This window comes from Streptomyces sp. SCPE 10 (genome assembly GCF_051980735.1).
Taxonomy (GTDB): domain Bacteria; phylum Actinomycetota; class Actinomycetes; order Streptomycetales; family Streptomycetaceae; genus Streptomyces; species Streptomyces misionensis.
The window spans coordinates 3,273,907-3,294,739 of record NZ_CP197069.1 but is presented as its reverse complement, the minus strand read 5'-3'; the positions used below and the strand labels follow the sequence as shown (position 1 = coordinate 3,294,739).

At 72.8% G+C, this 20,833-nt stretch carries 20 protein-coding genes and 1 riboswitch; of the genes, 15 read left to right on the top strand and 5 right to left on the bottom strand.

Annotated features, from left to right (window positions below; all coding sequences use genetic code 11):
- Positions 1-95 precede the first annotated feature (95 nt).
- On the top strand, positions 96-803 hold the full coding sequence (locus ACSP97_RS15365) for an HNH endonuclease family protein (RefSeq protein WP_382009501.1): 708 nt from the start codon (positions 96-98) through the stop codon (positions 801-803).
- A 64-nt stretch (positions 804-867) separates the two neighbouring features.
- Here ACSP97_RS15365 and ACSP97_RS15360 read toward each other — a convergent pair whose 3' ends face one another.
- From ACSP97_RS15360 to ACSP97_RS15350, 3 genes are all read right to left on the bottom strand, one after another.
- Complete coding sequence (locus ACSP97_RS15360; RefSeq protein ID WP_355147720.1) at positions 868-1,980, bottom strand: hypothetical protein; 1,113 nt, start codon at positions 1,978-1,980, stop codon at positions 868-870.
- Positions 1,981-2,295: 315 nt separating this feature from the next.
- Complete coding sequence (locus tag ACSP97_RS15355; protein ID WP_355147718.1) at positions 2,296-3,012, bottom strand: hypothetical protein; 717 nt, start codon at positions 3,010-3,012, stop codon at positions 2,296-2,298.
- 108 nt (positions 3,013-3,120) lie between these two features.
- Positions 3,121-3,315: a hypothetical protein gene (locus ACSP97_RS15350; protein ID WP_355147716.1), complete on the bottom strand. Its 195-nt coding sequence runs from the start codon at positions 3,313-3,315 to the stop codon at positions 3,121-3,123.
- A 186-nt stretch (positions 3,316-3,501) separates the two neighbouring features.
- Here ACSP97_RS15350 and ACSP97_RS15345 point away from each other — a divergent pair, with 186 nt between their 5' ends.
- From ACSP97_RS15345 to ACSP97_RS15285, 13 genes are all read left to right on the top strand, one after another.
- Positions 3,502-5,667, top strand: coding sequence for an N-6 DNA methylase (locus ACSP97_RS15345; protein WP_440557941.1), 2,166 nt, complete (start codon positions 3,502-3,504; stop codon positions 5,665-5,667).
- Between the two features lie 93 nt (positions 5,668-5,760).
- Positions 5,761-6,369, top strand: coding sequence for a hypothetical protein (locus ACSP97_RS15340; protein ID WP_440557939.1), 609 nt, complete (start codon positions 5,761-5,763; stop codon positions 6,367-6,369).
- A 65-nt stretch (positions 6,370-6,434) separates the two neighbouring features.
- Entirely contained in the window at positions 6,435-7,901 is a 1,467-nt protein-coding gene (locus ACSP97_RS15335; protein ID WP_440558440.1) for a protein kinase domain-containing protein, read from the top strand.
- A gap of 57 nt (positions 7,902-7,958) precedes the next feature.
- Positions 7,959-8,786 carry a glycoside hydrolase domain-containing protein gene (locus tag ACSP97_RS15330; protein ID WP_355147708.1) on the top strand — a complete coding sequence of 276 codons (828 nt, stop codon included), beginning with the start codon at positions 7,959-7,961 and terminating at the stop codon, positions 8,784-8,786.
- Positions 8,787-8,972: 186 nt separating this feature from the next.
- Positions 8,973-9,626 (top strand): SurA N-terminal domain-containing protein, encoded by a 654-nt coding sequence (locus tag ACSP97_RS15325; protein WP_358275262.1) that lies wholly within the window; start codon positions 8,973-8,975, stop codon positions 9,624-9,626.
- 100 nt (positions 9,627-9,726) lie between these two features.
- Positions 9,727-10,719, top strand: a complete 993-nt coding sequence (locus ACSP97_RS15320) for a nucleoside triphosphate pyrophosphohydrolase (RefSeq protein WP_355523496.1) — start codon at positions 9,727-9,729, stop codon at positions 10,717-10,719.
- Between the two features lie 112 nt (positions 10,720-10,831).
- Positions 10,832-12,118: a cytochrome P450 family protein gene (locus ACSP97_RS15315; RefSeq protein ID WP_355147703.1), complete on the top strand. Its 1,287-nt coding sequence runs from the start codon at positions 10,832-10,834 to the stop codon at positions 12,116-12,118.
- Between the two features lie 209 nt (positions 12,119-12,327).
- Positions 12,328-13,434 carry a transglycosylase family protein gene (locus tag ACSP97_RS15310; RefSeq protein WP_440557936.1) on the top strand — a complete coding sequence of 369 codons (1,107 nt, stop codon included), beginning with the start codon at positions 12,328-12,330 and terminating at the stop codon, positions 13,432-13,434.
- A 183-nt stretch (positions 13,435-13,617) separates the two neighbouring features.
- Positions 13,618-13,787: riboswitch (cyclic di-AMP (ydaO/yuaA leader) on the top strand.
- A gap of 3 nt (positions 13,788-13,790) precedes the next feature.
- A complete protein-coding gene (locus ACSP97_RS15305) occupies positions 13,791-14,528 on the top strand; it encodes a transglycosylase family protein (protein ID WP_440557934.1) in 738 nt (245 codons plus the stop codon).
- Between the two features lie 313 nt (positions 14,529-14,841).
- Entirely contained in the window at positions 14,842-16,128 is a 1,287-nt protein-coding gene (gene eno / locus ACSP97_RS15300) for a phosphopyruvate hydratase (RefSeq protein ID WP_355147698.1), read from the top strand.
- A 125-nt stretch (positions 16,129-16,253) separates the two neighbouring features.
- Entirely contained in the window at positions 16,254-16,730 is a 477-nt protein-coding gene (locus ACSP97_RS15295; RefSeq protein WP_355147696.1) for an FtsB family cell division protein, read from the top strand.
- A 46-nt stretch (positions 16,731-16,776) separates the two neighbouring features.
- Positions 16,777-17,316 (top strand): DUF501 domain-containing protein, encoded by a 540-nt coding sequence (locus ACSP97_RS15290; protein ID WP_355147694.1) that lies wholly within the window; start codon positions 16,777-16,779, stop codon positions 17,314-17,316.
- Positions 17,313-18,266, top strand: a complete 954-nt coding sequence (locus tag ACSP97_RS15285) for a Ppx/GppA phosphatase family protein (RefSeq protein ID WP_440557932.1) — start codon at positions 17,313-17,315, stop codon at positions 18,264-18,266. Before ACSP97_RS15290 ends, ACSP97_RS15285 begins: the two co-directional genes overlap by 4 nt.
- A 38-nt stretch (positions 18,267-18,304) precedes the next feature.
- Here the strand turns inward: ACSP97_RS15285 and ACSP97_RS15280 are convergent, their stop codons facing one another.
- Complete coding sequence (locus tag ACSP97_RS15280; protein WP_358679830.1) at positions 18,305-18,574, bottom strand: type II toxin-antitoxin system RelE family toxin; 270 nt, start codon at positions 18,572-18,574, stop codon at positions 18,305-18,307.
- Positions 18,571-18,843, bottom strand: a complete 273-nt coding sequence (locus ACSP97_RS15275) for a type II toxin-antitoxin system Phd/YefM family antitoxin (RefSeq protein ID WP_358679827.1) — start codon at positions 18,841-18,843, stop codon at positions 18,571-18,573. Before ACSP97_RS15275 ends, ACSP97_RS15280 begins: the two co-directional genes overlap by 4 nt.
- Positions 18,844-19,392: 549 nt before the next feature.
- On the opposite strand from ACSP97_RS15275, the gene ACSP97_RS15270 reads away from it, so the two are divergent.
- The gene (locus ACSP97_RS15270; RefSeq protein WP_355147686.1) at positions 19,393-20,766 is read left to right on the top strand and encodes an NAD(P)/FAD-dependent oxidoreductase; all 1,374 of its coding nucleotides are present in this window, start codon (positions 19,393-19,395) and stop codon (positions 20,764-20,766) included.
- Positions 20,767-20,833: the final 67 nt, after the last annotated feature.

Here is a 20,833-nt window from a genome sequence, read left to right as displayed (position 1 = left end):
GCGCCCCGGAACGGGAAGTTAACGTGGTGGCGGAACGATCCGCCCCGCTTCCGGGGGCGGATCAGGGCGAGCAAGGGGGGCGCAGCGTGACGCGTCTGAAGAGCGGGGCGGTCGGTGCGGTGGTCGTACTGGCCGCGGTGGCCGGCTGCAAGTCCGGGCAGAGCACGGGGGCCGCGGGGCCCGAGGAGAAGGGCGGCGGGGGCGCGGTGCTGACCGCGGCCGACGCGCTGCCGGTCAAGGGCCGTGCGCCGAAGACCGGTTACTCCCGCGAACGGTTCGGCAGCGCCTGGGCGGACACGGACTCCAACTCCTGCGACACGCGGGACGACATCCTCAAGCGGGACCTGAAGGACGTGAAGTTCACCGGCGGCACCTGCAAGGTCAGCTACGGCCTGCTGGACCCGGACCCCTACTCCGGCAAGGAGATCACCTACCGGCGTGGGCGCAGCCAGGTCGACATCGACCATGTCGTCGCCCTGTCGGACGCCTGGCAGAAGGGCGCCAAGTACTGGGACGCGGGCAAGCGCATCGCGCTGGCCAACGACCCGCTCAACCTCATCGCGGTCGACGCGAGCACCAACCGCGGCAAGGGCGACGGCGACGCGGCCACCTGGCTCCCGCCGGACACCGCCTACCGCTGCACCTATGTGGCCACGCAGGTGGCGGTGAAGAAGAAGTACGGCCTGTGGGTGACCTCCGCCGAGAAGGCCGCGATGAAGAAGGTCCTGGCCGGCTGCCCGAACCAGAAGCTGCCCTCCGGCGGCAACCCGACCGAGGCCCCCTCGCGCTTCACGGCCCGCTGAGCCCGCTGAGTCCGCAGGGCCCGCCGAGTCCGGCACGGACGCCGGGCCCGCCGGCCGGTGCCGGTCAGCGGCCGGCGGACTGCCCGCGGGGCGCGGGCGCGGGGCGGCCCGCCTTCTCCCAGGAGACGAAGGTGTTGGTGCGCGCGTGGACGAACGCCTTCACCGGGTCGCCGGAGTACGTCCACGGCACGGCGCCGACGTAGCCGCCGATCGCCCGGAACTGCTCCACCGCCTCCGCGTACCGCTTCTTCTGGAACAGCAGCTTCGCCAGCAGATGCCGGACCACCGGCAGTCGGTGGTGCCCGGCGGGCACCCGGTCCACGGCGTCCAGGGTGGCGTCGATGGCCGAGTCGACGAACGGCTGGGCGTAGACCGGCTCGGCGGGCTCGCGCACCGCGTGCTCGTACACCGCGTACAGGCGCAGCACGGGCAGCAGGCTGTCCGGCGGGGCGGCGGCCGCGGCCTGCTCGGCGAACGCGTACATCAGCTCGTGCGAACCGCGCCACTTGGCGCACCAGTACTGCAGGGCGGCGGTGTGGGCGCCGAAGTGGTGCGGGTCGCGTGCGGTGATCTCGGACCACAGGGCCCGGAAGTCCTCGTGGGACCAGCCGAGTCCGAGCGCGATGGTGATCTGCGCGATCCAGGGGCAGGGGTCCTCGGGCGCCATCAGCGCGGCCTGCCGGCAGGCGGGCAGTGCCTGCGCCAGCAGCCGGTGGAAGCCCTCGAACTGCTCCGCCGTGGTGTGCTTCGCCAGCTTGTCGCCGCGGACCTTGCCCGCCAGCGTGACCAGCGCGTCGGCGTGCACGAGCGCGGCGGACGGGTCGTCGGGGTGCTCGGTTCTCCAGGCCTTGAGCCAGGTGTCGTCCTCGGCGGCGGCGTGCACCAGGATGCCGGTCCGGTACCAGCGCAGGTCCCAGTCGCGGCCCGCGCCCGCGAGGTAGGCGGCGGCCCGCCGCCAGTCACCGGCGAGCGCGGCCGCCGCCACCGCGTCGGCCTCGGGGTCGGGGCCCGCGTAGCGGGCGTCGAGCCGGTCGGCGGGCACCAGCCCGTACGCGGCGGCGTCGATGGTGACCGGCTTCTTGGCCCGGGCGGCGCGTGCCTTGCGGGCGTTGCGCGGGATGGTGACGGCCGCATAGCCGAGGGCGGCGGTGCCGGCTATGCCGATCAGGGGGTTCATACCGGGTCCTTCCGGGTGGGGCCGGCCGGGGAGGGCGGCCGCAGAGGCTGTCCCCGGGCCGTCGGGCCCGGCGAGGGCAGCAGAGTACGCAGTGCTGTCATGGCCGGGACATCGGCGATCACCTGGGCCGCCGCCGGGCCGAGCCGCTGAGCGCCGGAGGGACGCCGGCTGCCGCACCGGCAGACCCCTCGTGGCCGGTGCGGCTCCCGCCGGCGGACCCCCGTGTCCGGCGCGGCGGGCGGGGCCGGACGGCACGGGGCGCGCGGAAGGCCGTCCCGGCGGACCCGCGCGCCGCGGCCCGACGGCCGCCGGGTGCTACTTCAGCCGGGAAAGGACCGTCGTCGTCAGCTTCTTGGCGCTCGCGGCACCGTTGTCGCTGCCGGCCGTGGACATCACGGTGACCACGGCGCTGCCGGAGCGGGCCGCGATGAGCGTGGTGCCGTTCTGCCAGGCGCCGCTCGTCAGGGTCAGCGTGTAGGCGTCGTCGCCGAGCCCGGCGGTGGACTTGCCGGCGGTCTTCACCGTGGCGTGCGTGTCGCTGTCCGTGAAGGCGGCGCAGGCGGTGGCGACGGAGGCGAACTCCTTCATCACGGCCGCCGCGGTGGTGCCCTGGAACTCGTCGATCTCCTGGGCCAGGTCCTGCGTCTGGTCCTTGACGGCGTAGTCGTTCTGCGCGAACGACACCCCGCCCTTGTAGCCGGTCACCTGGATCCAGGAGGTGCCCAGCAGCCGGGTGCAGTCGGTCTTCGCGGTGCTCTTGGCCTCCGGGTCGAGGAACTGCGAGCCGCTGTCCGCGGAGTTGTCGGCCTGGAGGGCGAACCCGGCCGGGAACTCCGACGCGGGCGCCAGCGCCTTCTTCAGCTGCGTCCCGGTGACGAGGCCGGCGTTGGGGTCCTTCGCCTTGGCCGACTTGGTGCTCGCGGACGAGCCGGTGTCCGAGGAGTCGGAGGAGCCGGAGGAGCAGGCGGTGAGGGCCAGGGGCAGGGCCGCCGCGACGGCGAGCAGGGAGGCGGCGCGGGACGAGAGACGCATGACAGTCCTTCAGGGCTGGTGGAACGGAGACGTGCGTACGGCGGGGAGCCGTACCGCGTCCCGGCGGGGAGCCGGAACGCGTGGGTGGGTGGGGCGGGTTCGGCGGGTTCAGGGCTTCTCGGAGGCCGTCGTGCGGCCGGCCGGCTGCTGTGTGCCGTGCGGCGTGAGCCCGGTGGCCGGTGACGGACCCGTGGCGCCGCCGTGACCCCCGTCGTGGGCGACGCGGCCGGCGTGCGCGGACATGGTGCCGATGACGGCCACCCCCACGACGGCGCTCAGCGTGAGCCTGGCCTTCATGCCCATGGCGCTATCCCTCCCCGGAGCGGCGGCCTCCCCCTCCGGTGACCGCTCGTTCGCTGGGTCAATAAGAGCAGAGCTTGTGAACCGAGTCAACATGGTTCCCTGTGACGGAAGATGGCCACGGCGTGAATAGGTGGATCTTGTGTACCTCGGTATGCTCGGCGCCGGACCAGACGAGGGGAGCGGCCGGTGCAGGACCAAGCGACAGAGGTGACCGCCGCCGGTATCGCGCGGCTCGCCGGGGTGGGCCGGGCCGCCGTCAGCAACTGGCGCCGCAGGCACGCCGACTTCCCCAAGCCGGTCGGCGGCACCGAGACCAGCCCCTCCTTCGCGCTCGCCGAGGTCGAGGCCTGGCTGCGCAAGCAGGGGAAACTCGCCGAAGTCCCGTTGCGCGAAAGGGTTTGGCAGCAACTCGCCGGCCACCCGGAGGGCCCGCTCACGGCCCTGGTGCACGCTGGCTGCGCACTGCTGCTGATCCACGAGCGCCCCACCGTCTGGCTCGCGGCGAGCGCCGGTTCGGACGAGCACCTGGCCCGGCTGCTGCCGGGTGCGCTGGAGCAGGTGCTGCCCCCGCGCCTCGTCGGCCCGGTCGGTCTGTCCCTGCCCGGCGGCGCGGCGGCGGGCCCGCCGTCCGCTGTGAACACGCCGGACGGCACCCGGGGAGCGGACGGCGCGCCGATGGCCCCGGCTGTGAACAAGGCGCCGGAGCCTCCGGCCGTGAACAGCGCGGCGACACCGGGCGGGTGCGCCCCGCTCGCGTTCCTGCCCTCGGTGCCCCTGCTGCGCGGCGTGGCCGAGCTGGCCGCCGAGGCCGGGGCGCGGCAGACCTTCGAGTTCCTGCTGGGCCGGCACCTGGACGCCAACCCCCGCCAGTACACGCTCACCCCCGCCGAACTCGCCGCCCTCATGGCCGACCTGGCCGGTCCGGCCCGCCGGGTCCTGGACCCGGCCTGCGGCACCGGCGCCCTGCTGCGCGCCGTCGACACCCGTCCCGACCAGGAGCTGTACGCCCAGGACAGCGCCCCCGACCTCGCCGCGCTCACCGCGCTGCGCCTCGCGCTGCACTCGCGCGCCGGCGTGCACGCCACCGCCGGGGACTCCCTGCGCGCCGACGCCTTCCCCGAACTGCGCGCCGACGCCGTGCTGTGCCACCCGCCGTTCAACGAGCGCAACTGGGGCCATGACGAACTCGCCTACGACCCCCGCTGGGAGTACGGCTTCCCGGCGCGCACCGAGTCCGAGCTGGCCTGGGTGCAGCACGCCCTGGCCCGGCTCGCCGACGGCGGCACGGCGGTGCTGCTGATGCCCCCGGCCGCCGCCTCCCGCCGCTCCGGGCGCCGGATCCGCGCCGACCTGCTGCGCCGGGGCGCGCTGCGGGCGGTGCTGGCACTGCCGGTCGGGGCGGCGCCGCCGTACAACATCGCGCTGCACGTGTGGGTGCTGCGCCGGCCCGAGCGGACCCCGGTGTCGCCCCAGGTGCTGCTCATGGACACCGGCGGGTTCGCCGGGGAGGGCCGCGGCGGCCCGGACTGGACGGCGGTGCGCGAGGCCGTGCTGGACGCCTGGCGGACCTTCGAACGCACGGGCCGGCCGGTGGAGCGGCCGGGACTCGCCCGGTCGGTGCCGGTCATCGAACTCCTCGACGACGACGTCGACCTGGCGCCCGCCCGTCATCTGCCGCCGCCCGCCGTGGCCGACGGCGCGGAACAGCTCGCGGTGGTGCGCGAACGCCTCGGCGAGACCCTGCGCCGGACCGTCGAGCTCACCCCGCCGCCCGCCGAGACGGCCCCGCCGGTGCGCAGACCGCTCACCACCGTCGGCGAACTCGCGCGCGGCGGCGCGCTGGTGATGCGCACCGGCGGCAACGGCGGCCACGCGCGGCTGCCGGTGCTCACCGACACGGACGTGCTCGCCGGAACGTCGCCCTCGGGGGCGCTGCCCGAGAGCGACGAGGAGGCCGTGCTGACCGAGCCGGGCGACGTCGTCGTACCCGTGCTCGGCGGCGGCTCGGTGGCCCGGGTGATCGAGGAGGAGGCGGCCGGTGCCGTCCTGGGACGCAACCTCGTGCTGCTGCGCCCCGACCGCACCGCGCTCGACCCCTGGTTCCTCGCCGGCTTCCTGCGCGGCACCGCCAACAACCGGCAGGCCAGCAGCTACGCCTCCACCGCGACCCGGCTCGACGTGCGCCGGCTCCAGCTGCCCCGGCTGCCGCTGGACGAACAGCGGCGCTACGGCGCCCGGTTCCGCGCCCTGGACGAGTTCGAACGGGCGCTGCGGCACACGACCCGGCTCGGGGAGCAGCTGATGCGCGGGATGTACGACGGGCTCACCGACGGCACCGTCGCCCCGGACTGACCCCTGACAACGGTTCGGTAGACCCCGGACACGTTGTCGGCGCCGGGCCATATGCTCGACCCCGCACGCCCACTTCAGGCAACAGGAGCAGTCATGCAAGGCCACGGCTACGGACCGCCGGCGCAGCGGCCGCCGCACCCCGCGGTGCTGATCTCGCTGCGCGTGCTGTTCGTCGCGGTCGGCATCCTCAGCCTGGGCTTCCTGGTCTGGGTGCTGCCGTTGCGGCTGGCCGCCGTCACCCGCAGGCCCCTGGACTGGGCCCTGTTCGTGGCGGCGCTGCTGCTCGACGGTCTCAGCCTGGCGCTGGTGGGCAGCGAGCCCGGCGACGACATCACCACCGCCCGCGGCTACACGGGCCTGTATCTGCTGCTGGGCACCCTGGTGGCGGCCACCGTGTACTACCTGGTCGCGGAGATACGCCACTACGCCCGGCGCAACCAGGCGTTCCGCGCCCAGCGGGGCATACCGGCCCAGCAGCCGCCCGCGCCGGGCGCCCCGGCCTACGGCTACCCGGGCCCCGCGGCCCCCTACGCCGCACCCGTGGCGCCCCCCGCCCCCGCCGCCCCGCCGCACACCCCGGTGCCCGGGCCCCCGCTCCCGCACCGCCCGGCGCCCGCCCGCATCGACCAGGTGCGGGCCGAGCTGGACGAGCTCAGCGACTACCTGCGCAAGCAGGACGGGCAGCACGAGGGCGGAAGGTGACCGTGGCGACCGGGCGTCTCGTCGCCGGCCGCTACGAACTCGCCACCCTCATCGGCCAGGGCGGCATGGGCCAGGTGTGGACGGCGTACGACCGGCGGCTCGACCGGCGCGTGGCGGTGAAGCTGCTGCGCCCCGACAAGGTGGCGGGCCAGGAGGCCGACGAACTGCGCCGCCGGTTCGAGCGCGAGTGCCGGGTGACCGCACAGGTCGACCACCCCGGCCTGGTCACCGTGCACGACGCGGGCAGCGAGGGCGAGGAACTGTTCCTCGTCATGCAGTACGTCGACGGCGCCGACCTCGCCGACCACCTCGCCGAGCACGACCCGTACCCCTGGCCGTGGGCGGTCGCGGTGGCCGCGCAACTGTGCGCCGTGCTCAGCGCCGTGCACGCCGTGCCGATCGTCCACCGCGACCTCAAGCCGCGCAATGTGATGGTCAAGCAGGACGGCCTGGTCACCGTGCTGGACCTGGGCGTGGCCTCCGTCATGGACACCGACACCACCCGCCTCACCCACACCGGGTCCCCGATCGGCTCGCCCGCCTACATGGCGCCCGAGCAGGCGATGGGCGGCGCGGTCGGCCCGTACACCGACCTGTACGCGCTCGGGGTGCTGCTGCACGAACTGCTCAGCGGCGACGTGCCGTTCCGCGGGTCCACCGCGCTCGGGGTGCTGCACCGGCACCTGTACGAGCCCCCGCTGCCCGTGCGCCGGATCCGCCCCGAGGTCCCGGAGGCGCTGGAGACCCTGGTGCTGGCGCTGCTCGCCAAGGACCCGCAGCACCGGCCGGCCTCCGCGCAGGAGGTCTACGAGCACCTGGCGCCGCTGCTGCCCACGCGCGGCACCCCCACCGGTGCGCCCCTGGATCCCACGCGCCCCTTCGTGCGTCCGCACGCCCCCTGGCCGGACCGTGCGCGCACGCCCGCGCCCCAGCCCGCCCCCGCCGCCCCGGCCTCCGCGGGGACCGGGAAACCGGACGTCGCCGCCGCCGTCGACGAGGTCAAACGGCTGCTCGGGGAGGGCCGTATCACCCAGGCCGTCGACATCCTGGGCGCGATCCTGCCCGTCGCGGCCGAACGGCACGGCGAGCACTCCCCGGTCGTGCGTACCCTGCGCAAGCAGTACGCGGCGACCCTCATGGACGACGGCCAGTACCGGCGCGCACTGCCCGAACTGCGCCGGCTCGCCGACGAACGCGCCGCCGAGGCGGGCCAGGCCGACCCCGCCTCGCTGCGTTTCCGCCATGACGCCGCCCAGTGCCTCGAACAACTGGGTGAACCCGCCGCGGCGCTCGCCGAGTACCGCGCCCTGCTGCCGTACTACGAGAACCAGTACGCCGTCGGCGACCCGCAGCAGGCCCACGAGGTCCGCCGGCGCATCGGCCACCTGCTGCTCGCGCTCGGCGACCGGGCCGCCGCCCACGACACCCTCGCCCGCCTGGTGCCGGACGTGGAACGCCTCGGCGGCCCCGGCCACCCGATGGCCGTCGAGATCCGACGCACCCTGCACTGGCTGGGCCAGGTGCGCGGCTGATTCATCCAGCTGTACAGACATCGAACGACACACCGAGAACCAACAAGGATGAGAACCATGGCCGGACACCGGCAGTCGAAGAAGCGCAGATACATCGCCTGGTCCGCGGCGGGCGTCGTCGTGGTGGCGGGCGCCGGCCTGGCCGCGCAGACCTCCATGGCGGCCACCACCTGGCCCGCGCAGCGGACGTTCACCGGGCGCGCGTTCGACACCTGCGCCGCGCCCTCGCTGTCCACCATGAAGGCCTGGCACACCGGCTTCTACGGCGCCGCTGCCGTCTACGTGGGCGGCAGGAACCGCGGCTGCGCCCAGCCCAACCTCACCGCCTCCTGGGTCAAGTCCGTCAGCTCCCTCGGCTGGAAGCTCATCCCCCTCTACGTCGGCGCCCAGCCGCCCTGCCAGTCCGGCGCCAACCCGGAGAAGATGACCAGCTCCAACGCCGCCACCCTCGGCACCCAGGACGCCAACGACGCCGTCGCGAAGGCCGCCGCCCTCGGCATGAAGGCCGGCAGCCCGGTCTACCTCGACATGGAGGCGTACGACGTCACGAACAAGGCGTGCAACACCGCCGTGCTGACCTATGTGCGCGCCTTCGACAAGCAGCTGCACGCCAAGACGTACCGGGCCGGCTACTACGGCTTCACCAGCTCCAGCGCCAAGGCGATCGCCACCGCGACCGACAAGACGGACCTGCCGGGCAACCTCTGGTACGCGCTGTGGGACAAGCAGAACACCACCACCGCGGACTGGCCGTGGGGCGCCACGCAGTTCACCGGGCACAGCCGCGCCCACCAGTACATGGTGAACAGCAAGGAGGCGCACGGCGGCGTCACGCTCACCGTGGACCGCGACGCGTGGGACGCGCCGGTGGCCATCACGGGCTGAGGCCGCGGCGGCGCGACGGTACCCGAAGTCGCGGTGAATCGTTGGTCGAATGGGTTGGCCGCGGCAGTGCCGCTGCCTACCATCGATCACCGCAAGACTTTGTGCGCCCGCCCGTCGCCCGGCCACCACCCCTGGCGGAGGCGCTGGCGCGCCGCACCTGTCGTGCAATCTCCCTTGGAGGTTTCCTTGCACCGCCGCCGTCGCACCGCGCTCGTCCTCACCGCCGCGATCGCCGCCGCGGCCCCCCTGCTGACCGCCTGCGGAAGCGACGCCCACCCGGGCGCGGCGGCCGTGGTGGGAGGGCAGCGGATCACCGTCGCGCAGTTGCAGAACCGGGTCGACGAGGTCCGCGCGGCCCAGCGGGCCGCGGTGTCCGACCCGGCCCAGTACCAGCAGGTGCTGGCCGAGACCAGCAGCCTCACCCGCGACACCCTGCACAACATGGTCCTCGACCGGGTGATCCACCGGGCCGCGCAGGACCAGGGCGTCACGGTCACCCGCAAGGACACCCAGCAGCTGCGCGCCAGCCTGGAGCAGCAGGCGGGCGGCGCCAAGGGCCTGCGGACCGCCTGGCTCCAGAAGTACGGCATCGCCCCCGCGTACCTGGACGACAACCTGCGCCTCCAGCTGGAGGCGCAGAAGGTCGCCGCCCGGCTCGGCACCGACACCTCCCAGCCCGCCTTCTGGAAGGCCCTCTCGCGGGCCTCCGAGGAGCTGCACATCGACATCAACCCGCGCTACGGCACCTGGGACGTGCAGAAGAGCGGCCGGACGGACGCGAAGACGCCCTGGGTGCGGGAGGTGACGGCGCCGTCGGGAGGCGCGCCGGTGACGGCGTAGGACGGACCGGCCCCCAGGCCGCGGGCAGACGATCGCATGATCCCTGCGGCCCTGTGGACAACCGAATCCGCTCGTCGCCGCCGTGGGTTACGTTCGGAGCGTGAACGCATCGAGTCCCGCCCCCGGCCGTATCGTCCTGCTCACCACCAGCCACCGTGTCGCCCCCGGCCTGCTGTCCTGGCCCGCCTGGCAGGCCCTGCGCACCGCCGACGCCGTGCTGTGCGCGGACGGCGCCCACCCGCAGCTGCCGTACCTGCGGGAGGCCGGCATAGCGGTGGCCGAGGCGGCGCCCACGGCGCAGGAGCTGGTCGACGCCTGCGCCGGCGGGCGGACCGTCGTGGTCGTGGCGACGGGGGAGGGCGAGCCCGCGCTCACCGACGGACTGGCCCGGCTGGCCGGCACCGGCCGGCTCCGCATGCCGGAGCTGGAGCTGCTGCCCGCCTCCTACGACCTGCCCGGCGCCCGCCTGCTGGACCTCGTCCAGGTCATGGACCGCATCCGGGCCGAGTGCCCCTGGTCCTCCCAACAGACCCACGAGGGCCTGGCCAAGTACGGCATCGAGGAGGCGTACGAACTGGTCGAGGCGATCGAGGCGGGCGACCGTGAGGAGCTGCGCGAGGAACTGGGCGACGTCCTCCTCCAGGTCGTCTTCCACGCCCGGATCGCCGAGGAGCACCCCGAGGCGCCGTTCTCGATCGACGACGTGGCGGGCGGCATCGTCGCCAAGCTGATCCACCGCCATCCGCACGTCTTCGGCGAGGCGACGGCCGAGACCCCGGAGGAGGTCAAGGCGCACTGGCTGCGCACCAAGGCGGAGGAGAAGCGGCGCAGCTCGGTCACCGAGGGCATCCCCCTCGGCCAGCCCGGCCTGGCCCTCGCCGCCAAGCTGGCCTCCCGCGTCCGCACCGCCGGGCTGGACGTCCCCCTGCCCCAGGGTGAGGGCATCGGCTACGAGCTGCTGGCCCTCGCCGCCCGCGCCGAGTCCGCCGGCACCGACCCGGAGACGGCCCTGCGCGCGGCGGCCCGCACCTACCGGGACGCGATCCGAAGGGCCGAGGGAGTGGACCCGCGGGAGGACGAGGACCCGTCGTGAGCGCCCCGGCGGCGCCGGACCGGCCGCTCCCGTCACGGCGCGGGCACCGGCGGAGGCGGGGCCCCGGGCCGGCGGTGGCACGCCGCCCGGGCGGGCCGGATACCGTCGAGGAGTGACCGACCAGCTTCGCCCCGACGACACCGTTCCCGCCGCCCCCGAGCTCTTCACCTGGGAGTTCGCCGCCGACCCCTACCCCGCGTACGCCTGGCTGCGCGAGCACGCGCCCGTGCGCCGGACGCGGCTGCCCAGCGGGGTCGAGGCCTGGCTGGTCACCCGGTACGCGGACGCCCGGCAGGCGCTGGCGGACCAGCGGCTGAGCAAGAACCCGGCCCATCACGACGAGCCCGAGCACGCCAAGGGCAAGACCGGCATCCCGGGCGAGCGCAAGGCCGAGCTGATGACGCATCTGCTCAACATCGACCCGCCGGACCACACCCGGCTGCGCCGGCTGGTCAGCAAGGCGTTCACGCCCCGCCGCGTCGCCGCGTTCGCGCCCCGGGTCCAGGAGCTGACCGACCGGCTCATCGACCGGTTCGCGCAGCGCGGCAGCGCCGACCTCATCCACGAGTTCGCCTTCCCGCTCCCCATCTACGCCATCTGCGACCTGCTCGGCGTCCCGCGCGAGGACCAGGACGACTTCCGGGACTGGGCGGGCATGATGATCCGGCACGGCGGCGGGCCGCGGGGCGGGGTGGCGCGGTCGGTGAAGAAGATGCGCGGCTACCTCGCCGAGCTGATCCACAAGAAGCGCGAGGCGCTGCCCGCCGAGCCCGCGCCCGGCGAGGATCTGATCTCCGCCCTCATCCGCGCCTCCGACCACGGTGAGCACCTCACCGAGAACGAGGTCGCGGCGATGGCCTTCATCCTGCTCTTCGCCGGCTTCGAGACCACCGTCAACCTCATCGGCAACGGCACCTACGCCCTGCTCACCCACCCCGGTCAGCGCGACCGCCTCCAGGACGCCCTCGCCCGCGGCGACGACGAGCTGCTGGCGACCGGGGTGGAGGAACTGCTGCGCTACGACGGCCCGGTGGAGCTGGCCACCTGGCGGTTCGCCACCGAACCGCTCACCATCGGCGGGCAGCGGATCGAGCCGGGCGACCCGGTGCTCGTCGTGCTGGCCGCCGCCGACCGGGACCCGGAGCGGTTCGCCGACCCGGACGTGCTGGACCTCGGCCGCCGGGACAACCAGCACCTCGGCTACGGGCACGGCATCCACTACTGCCTCGGCGCCCCGCTCGCCCGACTGGAGGGCCAGAGCGCGCTGGCCACCCTCTTCACCCGGCTGCCCGACCTGCGGCTGGCCGCCGACCCGGCCGAGCTGCGCTGGCGCGGCGGGCTCATCATGCGCGGTCTGCGCACCCTGCCCGTGGAGTTCACCCCGCCGGGCGACCGGTAGCCCGGACCATGAAACGGAGTGGCCCGTTCCGCGCTGGAGGAAGGATGTGTGACGGAGCGGAGGGCAAACCTTCCACGCTGTGATCTTCGCGTGATCCGCGCGGCATGAACTTGTGACAAGTGATCGAGTGCGGCTACGTTCACCCCTCAGCGTGGCGAACCGGCACCACCCGCCGCGCCGGCCCCCGCAGTCGCACGAAAGGCTTCCGCATGATCTCCGGGAACGGTCGTCACCGCCGCCCCCGTCAGGCTCCGGCCCTCCTCGTCGCGGCGGGCGTGACCGGCTCCGCCATCGCCATCCCGCTGCTCGGCGCCGCAAGCGCGCACGCGGCCGACGGCACCACCTGGGACAAGGTCGCCGGCTGCGAGAGCGGCGGCTCCTGGAGCGCCGACACCGGCAACGGCTACTACGGCGGCCTCCAGATATCCCAGGACGACTGGATCCACTACGGCGGCACCCGGTACGCCTCCAGCGCCGACCAGGCCAGCCGCTCGCAGCAGATCGCCGTGGCCGAGAAGATCCTCGCCGACAAGGGCACCCTGCCCTGGGCCACCTGCGCCCTGCTGTCCGGGCTGACCCCCAACTCCGGTTCAGTGGACGTCGATCCGGGCGTCGGCGGCAACGGCCAGGGCGACGGCACGACCGACCCCTCCGGCCCGCCCGACGCCTCGGCCCCCTCCGGTACCCCGAGCGGCGGCCAGGACACCACCCCGAGCGGATCCGGCACCGGCTCCGGCAGCGGCGCCCACGACGGCGGCTCCGGCTCCGGCGCCTCCTCCTCCGCCGACCCGTCCACCTCCCCGTCCACCTCCCCGTCCACCGGTTCCGACGCCGGCACCGGCACCGGCAAGCACACCGGCAAGCACGCGGCCCCGCACCCGGGCGCCTCCCACGGCTCCACCGGCGCTCCCGGGACCGGCGGCACCGCCCCGGACCCCACCGCCCCCTCGGCGCCCACCGGCACGGTCACACCCGCCCCGACCGCCGACGACCCGGACAATTCCCGGCAGGACGTCGGCTCTTGGAGCCTGGTCGACACCGGAGCCCTCGGCGGCGGACGGCACCGCGGCGGCACCGCGGACGAAAGCACGGCGACCGGACAGGACGGCTCCGACTCCGGGCGGCACGCCTCCCGCGAGCCGGGCACGTACACCGTCCGCGAGGGCGACTCGCTGAGCACCATCGCCGACTCCCTTGACGTGCACGGCGGATGGCATGAGCTCTACTCCGCGAACAAGAAGGTCGTGGGCGCCGACCCGAATCACATCACCGCCGGTCAGACCCTGAAAGTCGGTGACGAAACGGGCGCCCGCTAGGGCGAGTTGACGCCCCACTTGATCGTCAAATGTCCGCTTTGGCGAAAGTGTGGGATGAGTCTCAGAAGCCCTGATCGTCTTTGAAATTCCGCGGATCGCGTGGCTACGGTCATGACCGCTCGTCACCACGAGCCCCGGCGGCCGCAACGCCTAATCCTGCCAGCGGCTGCCCGGGAACAGTCGTCGCGTCAAGCGCCGCAGGCAGGAGCGGGGGACCCAAGGTAAGTGCCGGGCCCGGCAGTTGATGCCGGACCGGCTCGGGGTGAAGCCACGCCTCCCACGGGAGGGGTGGCCGGGCAACTCAACCGGCCCGAACCCGACAGCTCACCTCGCAGGCGTCGGTGAGGGGATCGTTCATGCTGTTTTCCGGCAAGGGCAAGCACCGTCGTCCGTCCAAGGCCGTCCGCGCCGTCACGCTCGCCGGTGTCACCGGTGCCGCCGTCGCCGCCCCGCTGATGGCGGCCGGCAACGCCTCCGCCGCCACCACCTCCCAGTGGGACACGGTCGCCCAGTGCGAGTCCGGCGGCAACTGGTCCATCAACACCGGCAACGGCTACTACGGCGGTCTGCAGTTCTCCGCCTCCACCTGGGCCGCGTACGGCGGCACCGCCTACGCCCCCACGGCCGACAAGGCCGGCAAGGCGCAGCAGATAGCCGTCGCCGAGAAGGTCCTGGCCGCACAGGGCAAGGGCGCCTGGCCGGTCTGCGGCACGGGCCTGTCGAGCACCCCGTACAACGGCTCCGCGCCCACTTCCGGCTCCTCCTCGTCGCACACGGGCACCTCCACCCGCTCCACCGACGAGCAGGCCGCCACCCGCTCCACCCAGCGCACGGCCCCGTCCACCACGGGCAAGTCCACGGGCGGCTCCACCGGCTCCTCGGCGAGCGGCGCGGGCAAGACCGTCACCACCCCGACCGGCAAGAAGGTCAAGAAGGGCGACGGCGAGTACAAGGTCGTCACCGGCGACACCCTCAGCTCCATCGCGGCGAAGCACCACGTGGCCGGCGGCTGGCACAAGCTGTTCGAGCTGAACAAGGACATCGTCGACAACGCCGACCTCATCTACCCGGGCCAGCAGCTGCACCTGAAGTGACCCCCGGCGGCTGACGGCCCCGCCCGGCGGGCCCGCCCCCAAGGGTCCGCCCCCGTCCCCACGGGCTCCCCGCCCCGGCGCGTTCTCCCCCGTACGCGCCGGGGCGGGGTCGTTCGTTTTCCCGCTCTTTCGCCGGGTCTCATCCGCGAACCCCTTTGTTCCGCGGGTGAACAATGGGTACCGTCTGCATGTCCCTCCCGTCCACGGGACGGTCGGTCGGTGGCCGACGACCCCTGGACGGTTAGGCTCTAGTCGCAAGGCACAGCCGTAAGGCAGACCGCCCCGCACTTCCAGCGTCACATCCAAGAAGGAGATGCTCGTGCCGTCCATCGACGTCGTCGTAGCCCGGGAAATCCTGGACTCCCGAGGCAACCCCACGGTCGAGGTCGAGGTCGGCCTCGACGACGGCAGCACCGGGCGTGCCGCCGTCCCGTCCGGCGCCTCCACCGGCGCCTTCGAGGCCATCGAGCTGCGCGACGGTGACCCCAACCGTTACCAGGGCAAGGGCGTCGAGAAGGCCGTCCTCGCCGTCATCGAGCAGATCGGCCCGGAGCTGGTCGGCTACGACGCCACCGAGCAGCGGCTGATCGACCAGGCCATGTTCGACCTGGACGCCACCGACAACAAGGGCTCGCTCGGCGCCAACGCCATCCTCGGCGTCTCCCTGGCCGTCGCGCACGCCGCCTCCGAGGCGTCCGACCTGCCGCTCTTCCGCTACCTGGGCGGCCCCAACGCGCACCTGCTGCCGGTGCCGATGATGAACATCCTGAACGGCGGCTCGCACGCCGACTCCAACGTGGACATCCAGGAGTTCATGATCGCCCCGATCGGCGCGGAGTCCTTCTCCGAGGCGCTGCGCTGGGGTGCCGAGGTCTACCACACCCTGAAGAAGGTCCTGAAGAGCAAGGGCCTGGCCACCGGCCTCGGCGACGAGGGCGGCTTCGCGCCGAACCTGGGCTCCAACCGCGAGGCCCTGGACCTCATCCTGGAGGCCATCAAGGAGGCCGGCTACGCCCCCGGCGAGCAGATCGCCCTCGCGCTCGACGTCGCCGCCTCCGAGTTCTACAAGGACGGCAAGTACCTCTTCGAGGGCAAGGAGCGCTCCGCCGCCGAGATGACGGAGTACTACGAGGAGCTGGTGGCGGCCTACCCGCTGGTCTCCATCGAGGACCCGCTGTTCGAGGACGACTGGGCCGGCTGGAAGGTCATCACCGACAAGCTCGGCGACAAGGTCCAGCTGGTCGGCGACGACCTGTTCGTCACCAACCCCGAGCGCCTCGCCCGCGGCATCGAGGAGGGCACCGCCAACGCCCTGCTGGTCAAGGTCAACCAGATCGGCTCGCTGACCGAGACCCTGGACGCCGTCGAGCTGGCCCAGCGCAACGGCTTCAAGTGCATGATGTCGCACCGTTCCGGCGAGACCGAGGACGTCACCATCGCCGACCTGGCCGTCGCCACCAACTGCGGCCAGATCAAGACCGGCGCCCCGGCCCGCTCCGAGCGCGTCGCCAAGTACAACCAGCTGCTGCGCATCGAGGAGATCCTGGACGACGCCGCGGTGTACGCCGGCCGCAGCGCCTTCCCGCGCTTCAAGGGCTGAGCCACCCGGCCGGTCCCGCCCCCCGTCGGGCCGGGACTTGGCCAGTCGTACGTACGTCCCCGTACCCGGTCCCGTACCGTGTCCGGGGACGTACGCACGTGTGAAAGGGGAGGCGGAGAACCGACATGGCCGTCAAGGACCGGGACCGTTTCTCCACCACGACCAGGCTGCGGCTGCTGGGCGAGCAGACGGCGGCCCGGGTCTACCGCTCGCAGACCAAACGGCAGGCCCGCCGCTCGCGGCTGACCGGCCGGGCGGCGCTGCTCGCGCTGGTGCTGTGCTCGCTGGTCGTCGCCCTCGCCTACCCGATGCGGCAGTACGTCTCCCAGCGCGCCCAGATCTCCGACCTCCAGCGGCAGGAGACCGAGGCCCGCCAACGCGTCGAACAGCTGCGCGACCTCAAGGCTCGCTGGCAGGACGACGCCTACGCCGAGCAGCAGATCCGCAAGCGGCTGCACTATGTGAAGCCCGGCGAGACCGGGTACGTGGTCGTCGATCCGGGCGCGGCCCGGCAGTCCCGCGTCGATCTGAGGGCCGCCCACCGGCCCTGGTACACCAACATCTGGGACGGGGTCGACAAGTCCGACGCCTCCGACCAGTGACCGGCCCCGTGCCGGTGACCCACAGAAAGCCAGTCTGAAAGCAGTCATGGAAACCCCTCCGCCGCCCACTCCGCGCACCGAGCCCACCGACGCGGACGTCGAGGCGTTCAAGCAGCAGCTGGGCCGTCCCCCGCGGGGCCTGCGGGCCATCGCACACCGCTGCCCGTGCGGTCAGCCGGATGTCGTGGAGACGGCGCCCCGTCTGCCCGACGGCACGCCCTTCCCGACGCTGTACTACCTGACGTGCCCCAAGGCCGCCTCGGCCATCGGCACGCTGGAGGCGAACGGCGTGATGAAGGAGATGACCGAGCGCCTCCAGAGCGACCCGGAGCTGGCCGCCGCCTACCGGGCCGCGCACGAGGACTACATCCGGCGCCGGGACGAGATCGAGGTGCTGCGGGACTTCCCGAGCGCCGGCGGCATGCCGGACCGGGTGAAGTGCCTGCACGTCCTGGTCGCCCACTCGCTGGCCGCGGGTCCGGGCGTCAACCCGCTCGGCGACGAGGCGCTCGCGATGCTGCCGCAGTGGTGGCGCAAGGGCGCGTGCGTGACGTTCGAGCAGGAGCCGAAGGGGGAAGCGCAGTGACCCGTGTCGCCGCCGTCGACTGCGGTACGAACTCCATCCGCCTGCTGGTCGCGGACGTGGACCCGGCGACGGGCGAACTGGTCGACCTGGACCGCCGGATGACCATCGTGCGGCTCGGCCAGGGCGTCGACCGCACCGGCCGGCTCGCCCCGGAGGCGCTGGAGCGCACCTTCGCCGCCTGCCGCGACTACGCGGAGATCATCAAGGAGCACGGCGCCGAGCGGCTGCGCTTCGTCGCCACCTCCGCCTCCCGCGACGCCGAGAACCGCGACGAGTTCGTGCGCGGGGTGCTGGACATCCTCGGCGTGGAGCCCGAGGTCATCACCGGCGACCAGGAGGCCGAGTTCTCCTTCACCGGCGCGACCAAGGAGCTGGCCGGCCGCGAGGACCTCGCCCGGCCCTATCTGGTGGTGGACATCGGCGGCGGCTCCACCGAGTTCGTCGTCGGCGACGACCATGTGCGGGTCGCGCGCTCGGTGGACGTGGGCTGTGTGCGGATGACGGAACGGCACCTGGTGCACGGCGGCGAGATCTCCGACCCGCCCACCGAGGAGCAGATCGCCGCGATAAGGGCCGACATCGAGGCCGCCCTGGACCTCGCGGAGCGGACGGTGCCGCTGCGCGAGGCGCGCACCCTGGTGGGCCTGGCCGGCTCGGTCACCACCGTCTCGGCGATCGCGCAGGACCTGCCCGAGTACGACTCGGCGCGCATCCACCACTCCCGCGTCTCCCTCGCCCGGGTGCGCGAGATCACCGACCGCCTCCTGCACTCCACCCACGCCGAACGCGCCACCATCCCGTCCATGCACCCGGGCCGCGTCGACGTCATCGGCGCGGGCTCCCTCGTCCTCCTGGCGATCATGGAACGGATCGGCGCCCAGGAGGTCGTCGTGTCGGAGCACGACATCCTCGACGGCATCGCCTATTACGCGGCCGAGTCGCCGTCGTAGGCCCACCCACGGGATCGCCCGGTCTTCGGCCCGACCGCCTACAGGTTGCGGCAGACGTCCCGCCGGTCGCCCACCTTGACAACGAGGATGACGAGTTCACCATCGTTGATCTGGTAGGCGACCCGGTAGCTGCCAACCCGGAGCCGGTAGAGCCCCGACGGGCCGGTGAGCTTCTTGACGTCGGCGTCCTCGCGGTACGGGTCGTCGCCGAGCGCGGTCAGTGCGGCCAGGATGCGCATGGCGTCGGGCCGGCTGATGGCCCGGAGCTGCCGCTGTGCCGCCGTGGTGAACCGGAAGGCGTACTTCACGTCGCCTCGCCGTCGTGCTCGGTGAACAGATCGGCCAGCAGTTCCGCCATCGTCACGGTGGGACCGCCCTCGGCCAGGGCCGCTTCGGCTTCGCGCGCCAACATCACGTCGGCCGCCTCCTCCAACGCCTCGAAGTCCGCGATCGGAACCACGGCCGCCACCGGAGCGCCGTTGCGCGTGATGACGGTCGGAACGCCTTCCTCGGCCCGGTTGATGTGGTCGGCGAGGTGCGCGCGGGCTTCCCGTACGGTCACGGTCTTCTCAGTCATGAGATGAGTGTACGCATTCGCGTGTACACGTGCTCGGACTCGGGGAGTCGCGTTCGTGAGCGATGCTCGACGGCATCGCGTGGACGGTGGCGCAGCGGTGGCGTAGCCCACTTTGTTACCGGTGGGTAGCGTCCGGCTGAGCAGGTCGGATAACGTTTGAGCGGCTTCGAGGGGTCCTTGTGGGCCCCTCGTCGGCATCCCGGCGGAAACCTTCGTGAAGTTCTTCACAAGGAAATGGGTCCCGACCGGTGCCCGAAGGGGGCCGGTAGGCCCTTCCGGGGGGTCAAAACCCGTTTGAACATGTTCAGATGACGCGCGCGAAGATGGCCGGAAGGGGGTGTTCCAGAGGCCGGTCGGGAGTCGCCGCGGTCACCTCGCCGACCCGGACGGGCAGCTCACACGGCCTTGACAACGGTACGAACCGCCGCGCGGTTCCCCCTGGTCCGCATGACCTGTGTCACGCGGGTCGCGGAGTTTAACACAGCCCCTCCACAAGCTTGTGAAGGGGCGCACGAGCCACCCCCCTGGAGCGGGTGGATACTCGATGCCATGAGCACCACGGAGCGTCCCAGGATCCTCGTAGTAGGCGGTGGGTACGTAGGCCTGTACGCAGCTCGGCGCATCCTCAAGAAGATGCGCTACGGCGAGGCGACCGTCACGGTCGTCGACCCCCGGTCGTACATGACCTACCAGCCCTTCCTCCCCGAAGCCGCCGCCGGCAGCATCTCCCCTCGCCACGTCGTCGTCCCGCTGCGACGCGTGCTTCCGAAGGCGGAGATCCTCACCGGTCGGGTCACCACCATCGACCAGGACCGCAAGGTCGCCACGATCGCCCCGCTGGTGGGCGAGGCGTACGAGCTGCCGTTCGACTACCTGGTCATCGCCATGGGCGCGGTCTCCCGCACCTTCCCGATCCCCGGCCTCGCCGAGCAGGGCATCGGCATGAAGGGCATCGAGGAGTCCATCGGCCTGCGCAACCACGTGCTGGAGCAGCTGGACAAGGCCGACTCCACGACCGACGAGGAGATCCGCCGCAAGGCGCTCACCTTCGTCTTCATCGGCGGTGGCTTCGCGGGTGCGGAGACCATCGGCGAGGTCGAGGACATGGCCCGGGACGCCGCCAAGTACTACCGCAACGTCTCCCGCGAGGACATGCGGTTCATCCTCGTCGACGCCGCCGACAAGATCCTTCCCGAGGTCGGCCCCAAGCTCGGCCAGTACGGCAAGGAGCACCTGGAGAGCCGTGGCGTGGAGATCTACCTCTCCACCTCCATGGAGTCCTGCGTCGACGGCCACGTGGTGCTGAAGAACGGCCTCGAGGTCGACTCGAACACCATCGTGTGGACGGCCGGCGTCAAGCCGAACCCGGCCCTCGCCCGCTTCGGTCTCCCGCTCGGCCCGCGCGGCCACGTGGACACCGCCGCCACCCTCCAGGTGCAGGGCACGGACTACATCTGGGCCGCCGGCGACAACGCCCAGGTCCCGGACCTCGTCGGCCGCAAGGCGGGCAACGAGAACGCCTGGTGCCCGCCGAACGCCCAGCACGCGCTGCGCCAGGCCAAGGTCCTCGGCGACAACGTGGTCTCCGGTATGCGGGGCTTCCCGCAGAAGGAGTACGAGCACGCCAACAAGGGTGCGGTCGCCGGTCTCGGCCTGCACAAGGGCGTGGCGATGATCGTCATGGGCAAGATGAAGATCAAGCTCAAGGGCCGTCTCGCCTGGTACATGCACCGCGGCTACCACGGTCTGGCCATGCCGACCTGGAACCGCAAGATCCGCATCTTCGCCGACTGGACGCTCGGCATGTTCCTCAAGCGCGAGGTCGTGTCCCTGGGTGCCATGGAGAACCCCCGCGAGGAGTTCTACGAGGCCGCCAAGCCCGCGCCGGTCGCCGCCGCGAAGACCGAGGCCAAGGCTTCCTGACCCGAGGCACTCGCCGGACCATCCGAAAGACCTCCCGCCATCCGTGGTGCGGGAGGTCTTTCGGCGT

Bases quoted from the DNA above. Each gene is read 5' to 3' on its own strand.
- ACSP97_RS15335 (WP_440558440.1), top strand. From the start codon at position 6,435: ATGGGCCAGGTGTGGACGGCGTACGACCGGCGGCTCGACCGGCGCGTG.
- ACSP97_RS15295 (WP_355147696.1), top strand. From the start codon at position 16,254: ATGGCCGTCAAGGACCGGGACCGTTTCTCCACCACGACCAGGCTGCGG.
- ACSP97_RS15270 (WP_355147686.1), top strand. From the start codon at position 19,393: ATGAGCACCACGGAGCGTCCCAGGATCCTCGTAGTAGGCGGTGGGTAC.
- ACSP97_RS15275 (WP_358679827.1), bottom strand. From the start codon at position 18,843: ATGACTGAGAAGACCGTGACCGTACGGGAAGCCCGCGCGCACCTCGCC.
- ACSP97_RS15350 (WP_355147716.1), bottom strand. From the start codon at position 3,315: ATGGGCATGAAGGCCAGGCTCACGCTGAGCGCCGTCGTGGGGGTGGCC.
- eno (WP_355147698.1), top strand. From the start codon at position 14,842: ATGCTCGTGCCGTCCATCGACGTCGTCGTAGCCCGGGAAATCCTGGAC.
- ACSP97_RS15330 (WP_355147708.1), top strand. From the start codon at position 7,959: ATGGCCGGACACCGGCAGTCGAAGAAGCGCAGATACATCGCCTGGTCC.
- ACSP97_RS15340 (WP_440557939.1), top strand. From the start codon at position 5,761: ATGCAAGGCCACGGCTACGGACCGCCGGCGCAGCGGCCGCCGCACCCC.
- ACSP97_RS15290 (WP_355147694.1), top strand. From the start codon at position 16,777: ATGGAAACCCCTCCGCCGCCCACTCCGCGCACCGAGCCCACCGACGCG.
- ACSP97_RS15360 (WP_355147720.1), bottom strand. From the start codon at position 1,980: ATGAACCCCCTGATCGGCATAGCCGGCACCGCCGCCCTCGGCTATGCG.
- ACSP97_RS15355 (WP_355147718.1), bottom strand. From the start codon at position 3,012: ATGCGTCTCTCGTCCCGCGCCGCCTCCCTGCTCGCCGTCGCGGCGGCC.
- ACSP97_RS15305 (WP_440557934.1), top strand. From the start codon at position 13,791: ATGCTGTTTTCCGGCAAGGGCAAGCACCGTCGTCCGTCCAAGGCCGTC.
- ACSP97_RS15310 (WP_440557936.1), top strand. From the start codon at position 12,328: ATGATCTCCGGGAACGGTCGTCACCGCCGCCCCCGTCAGGCTCCGGCC.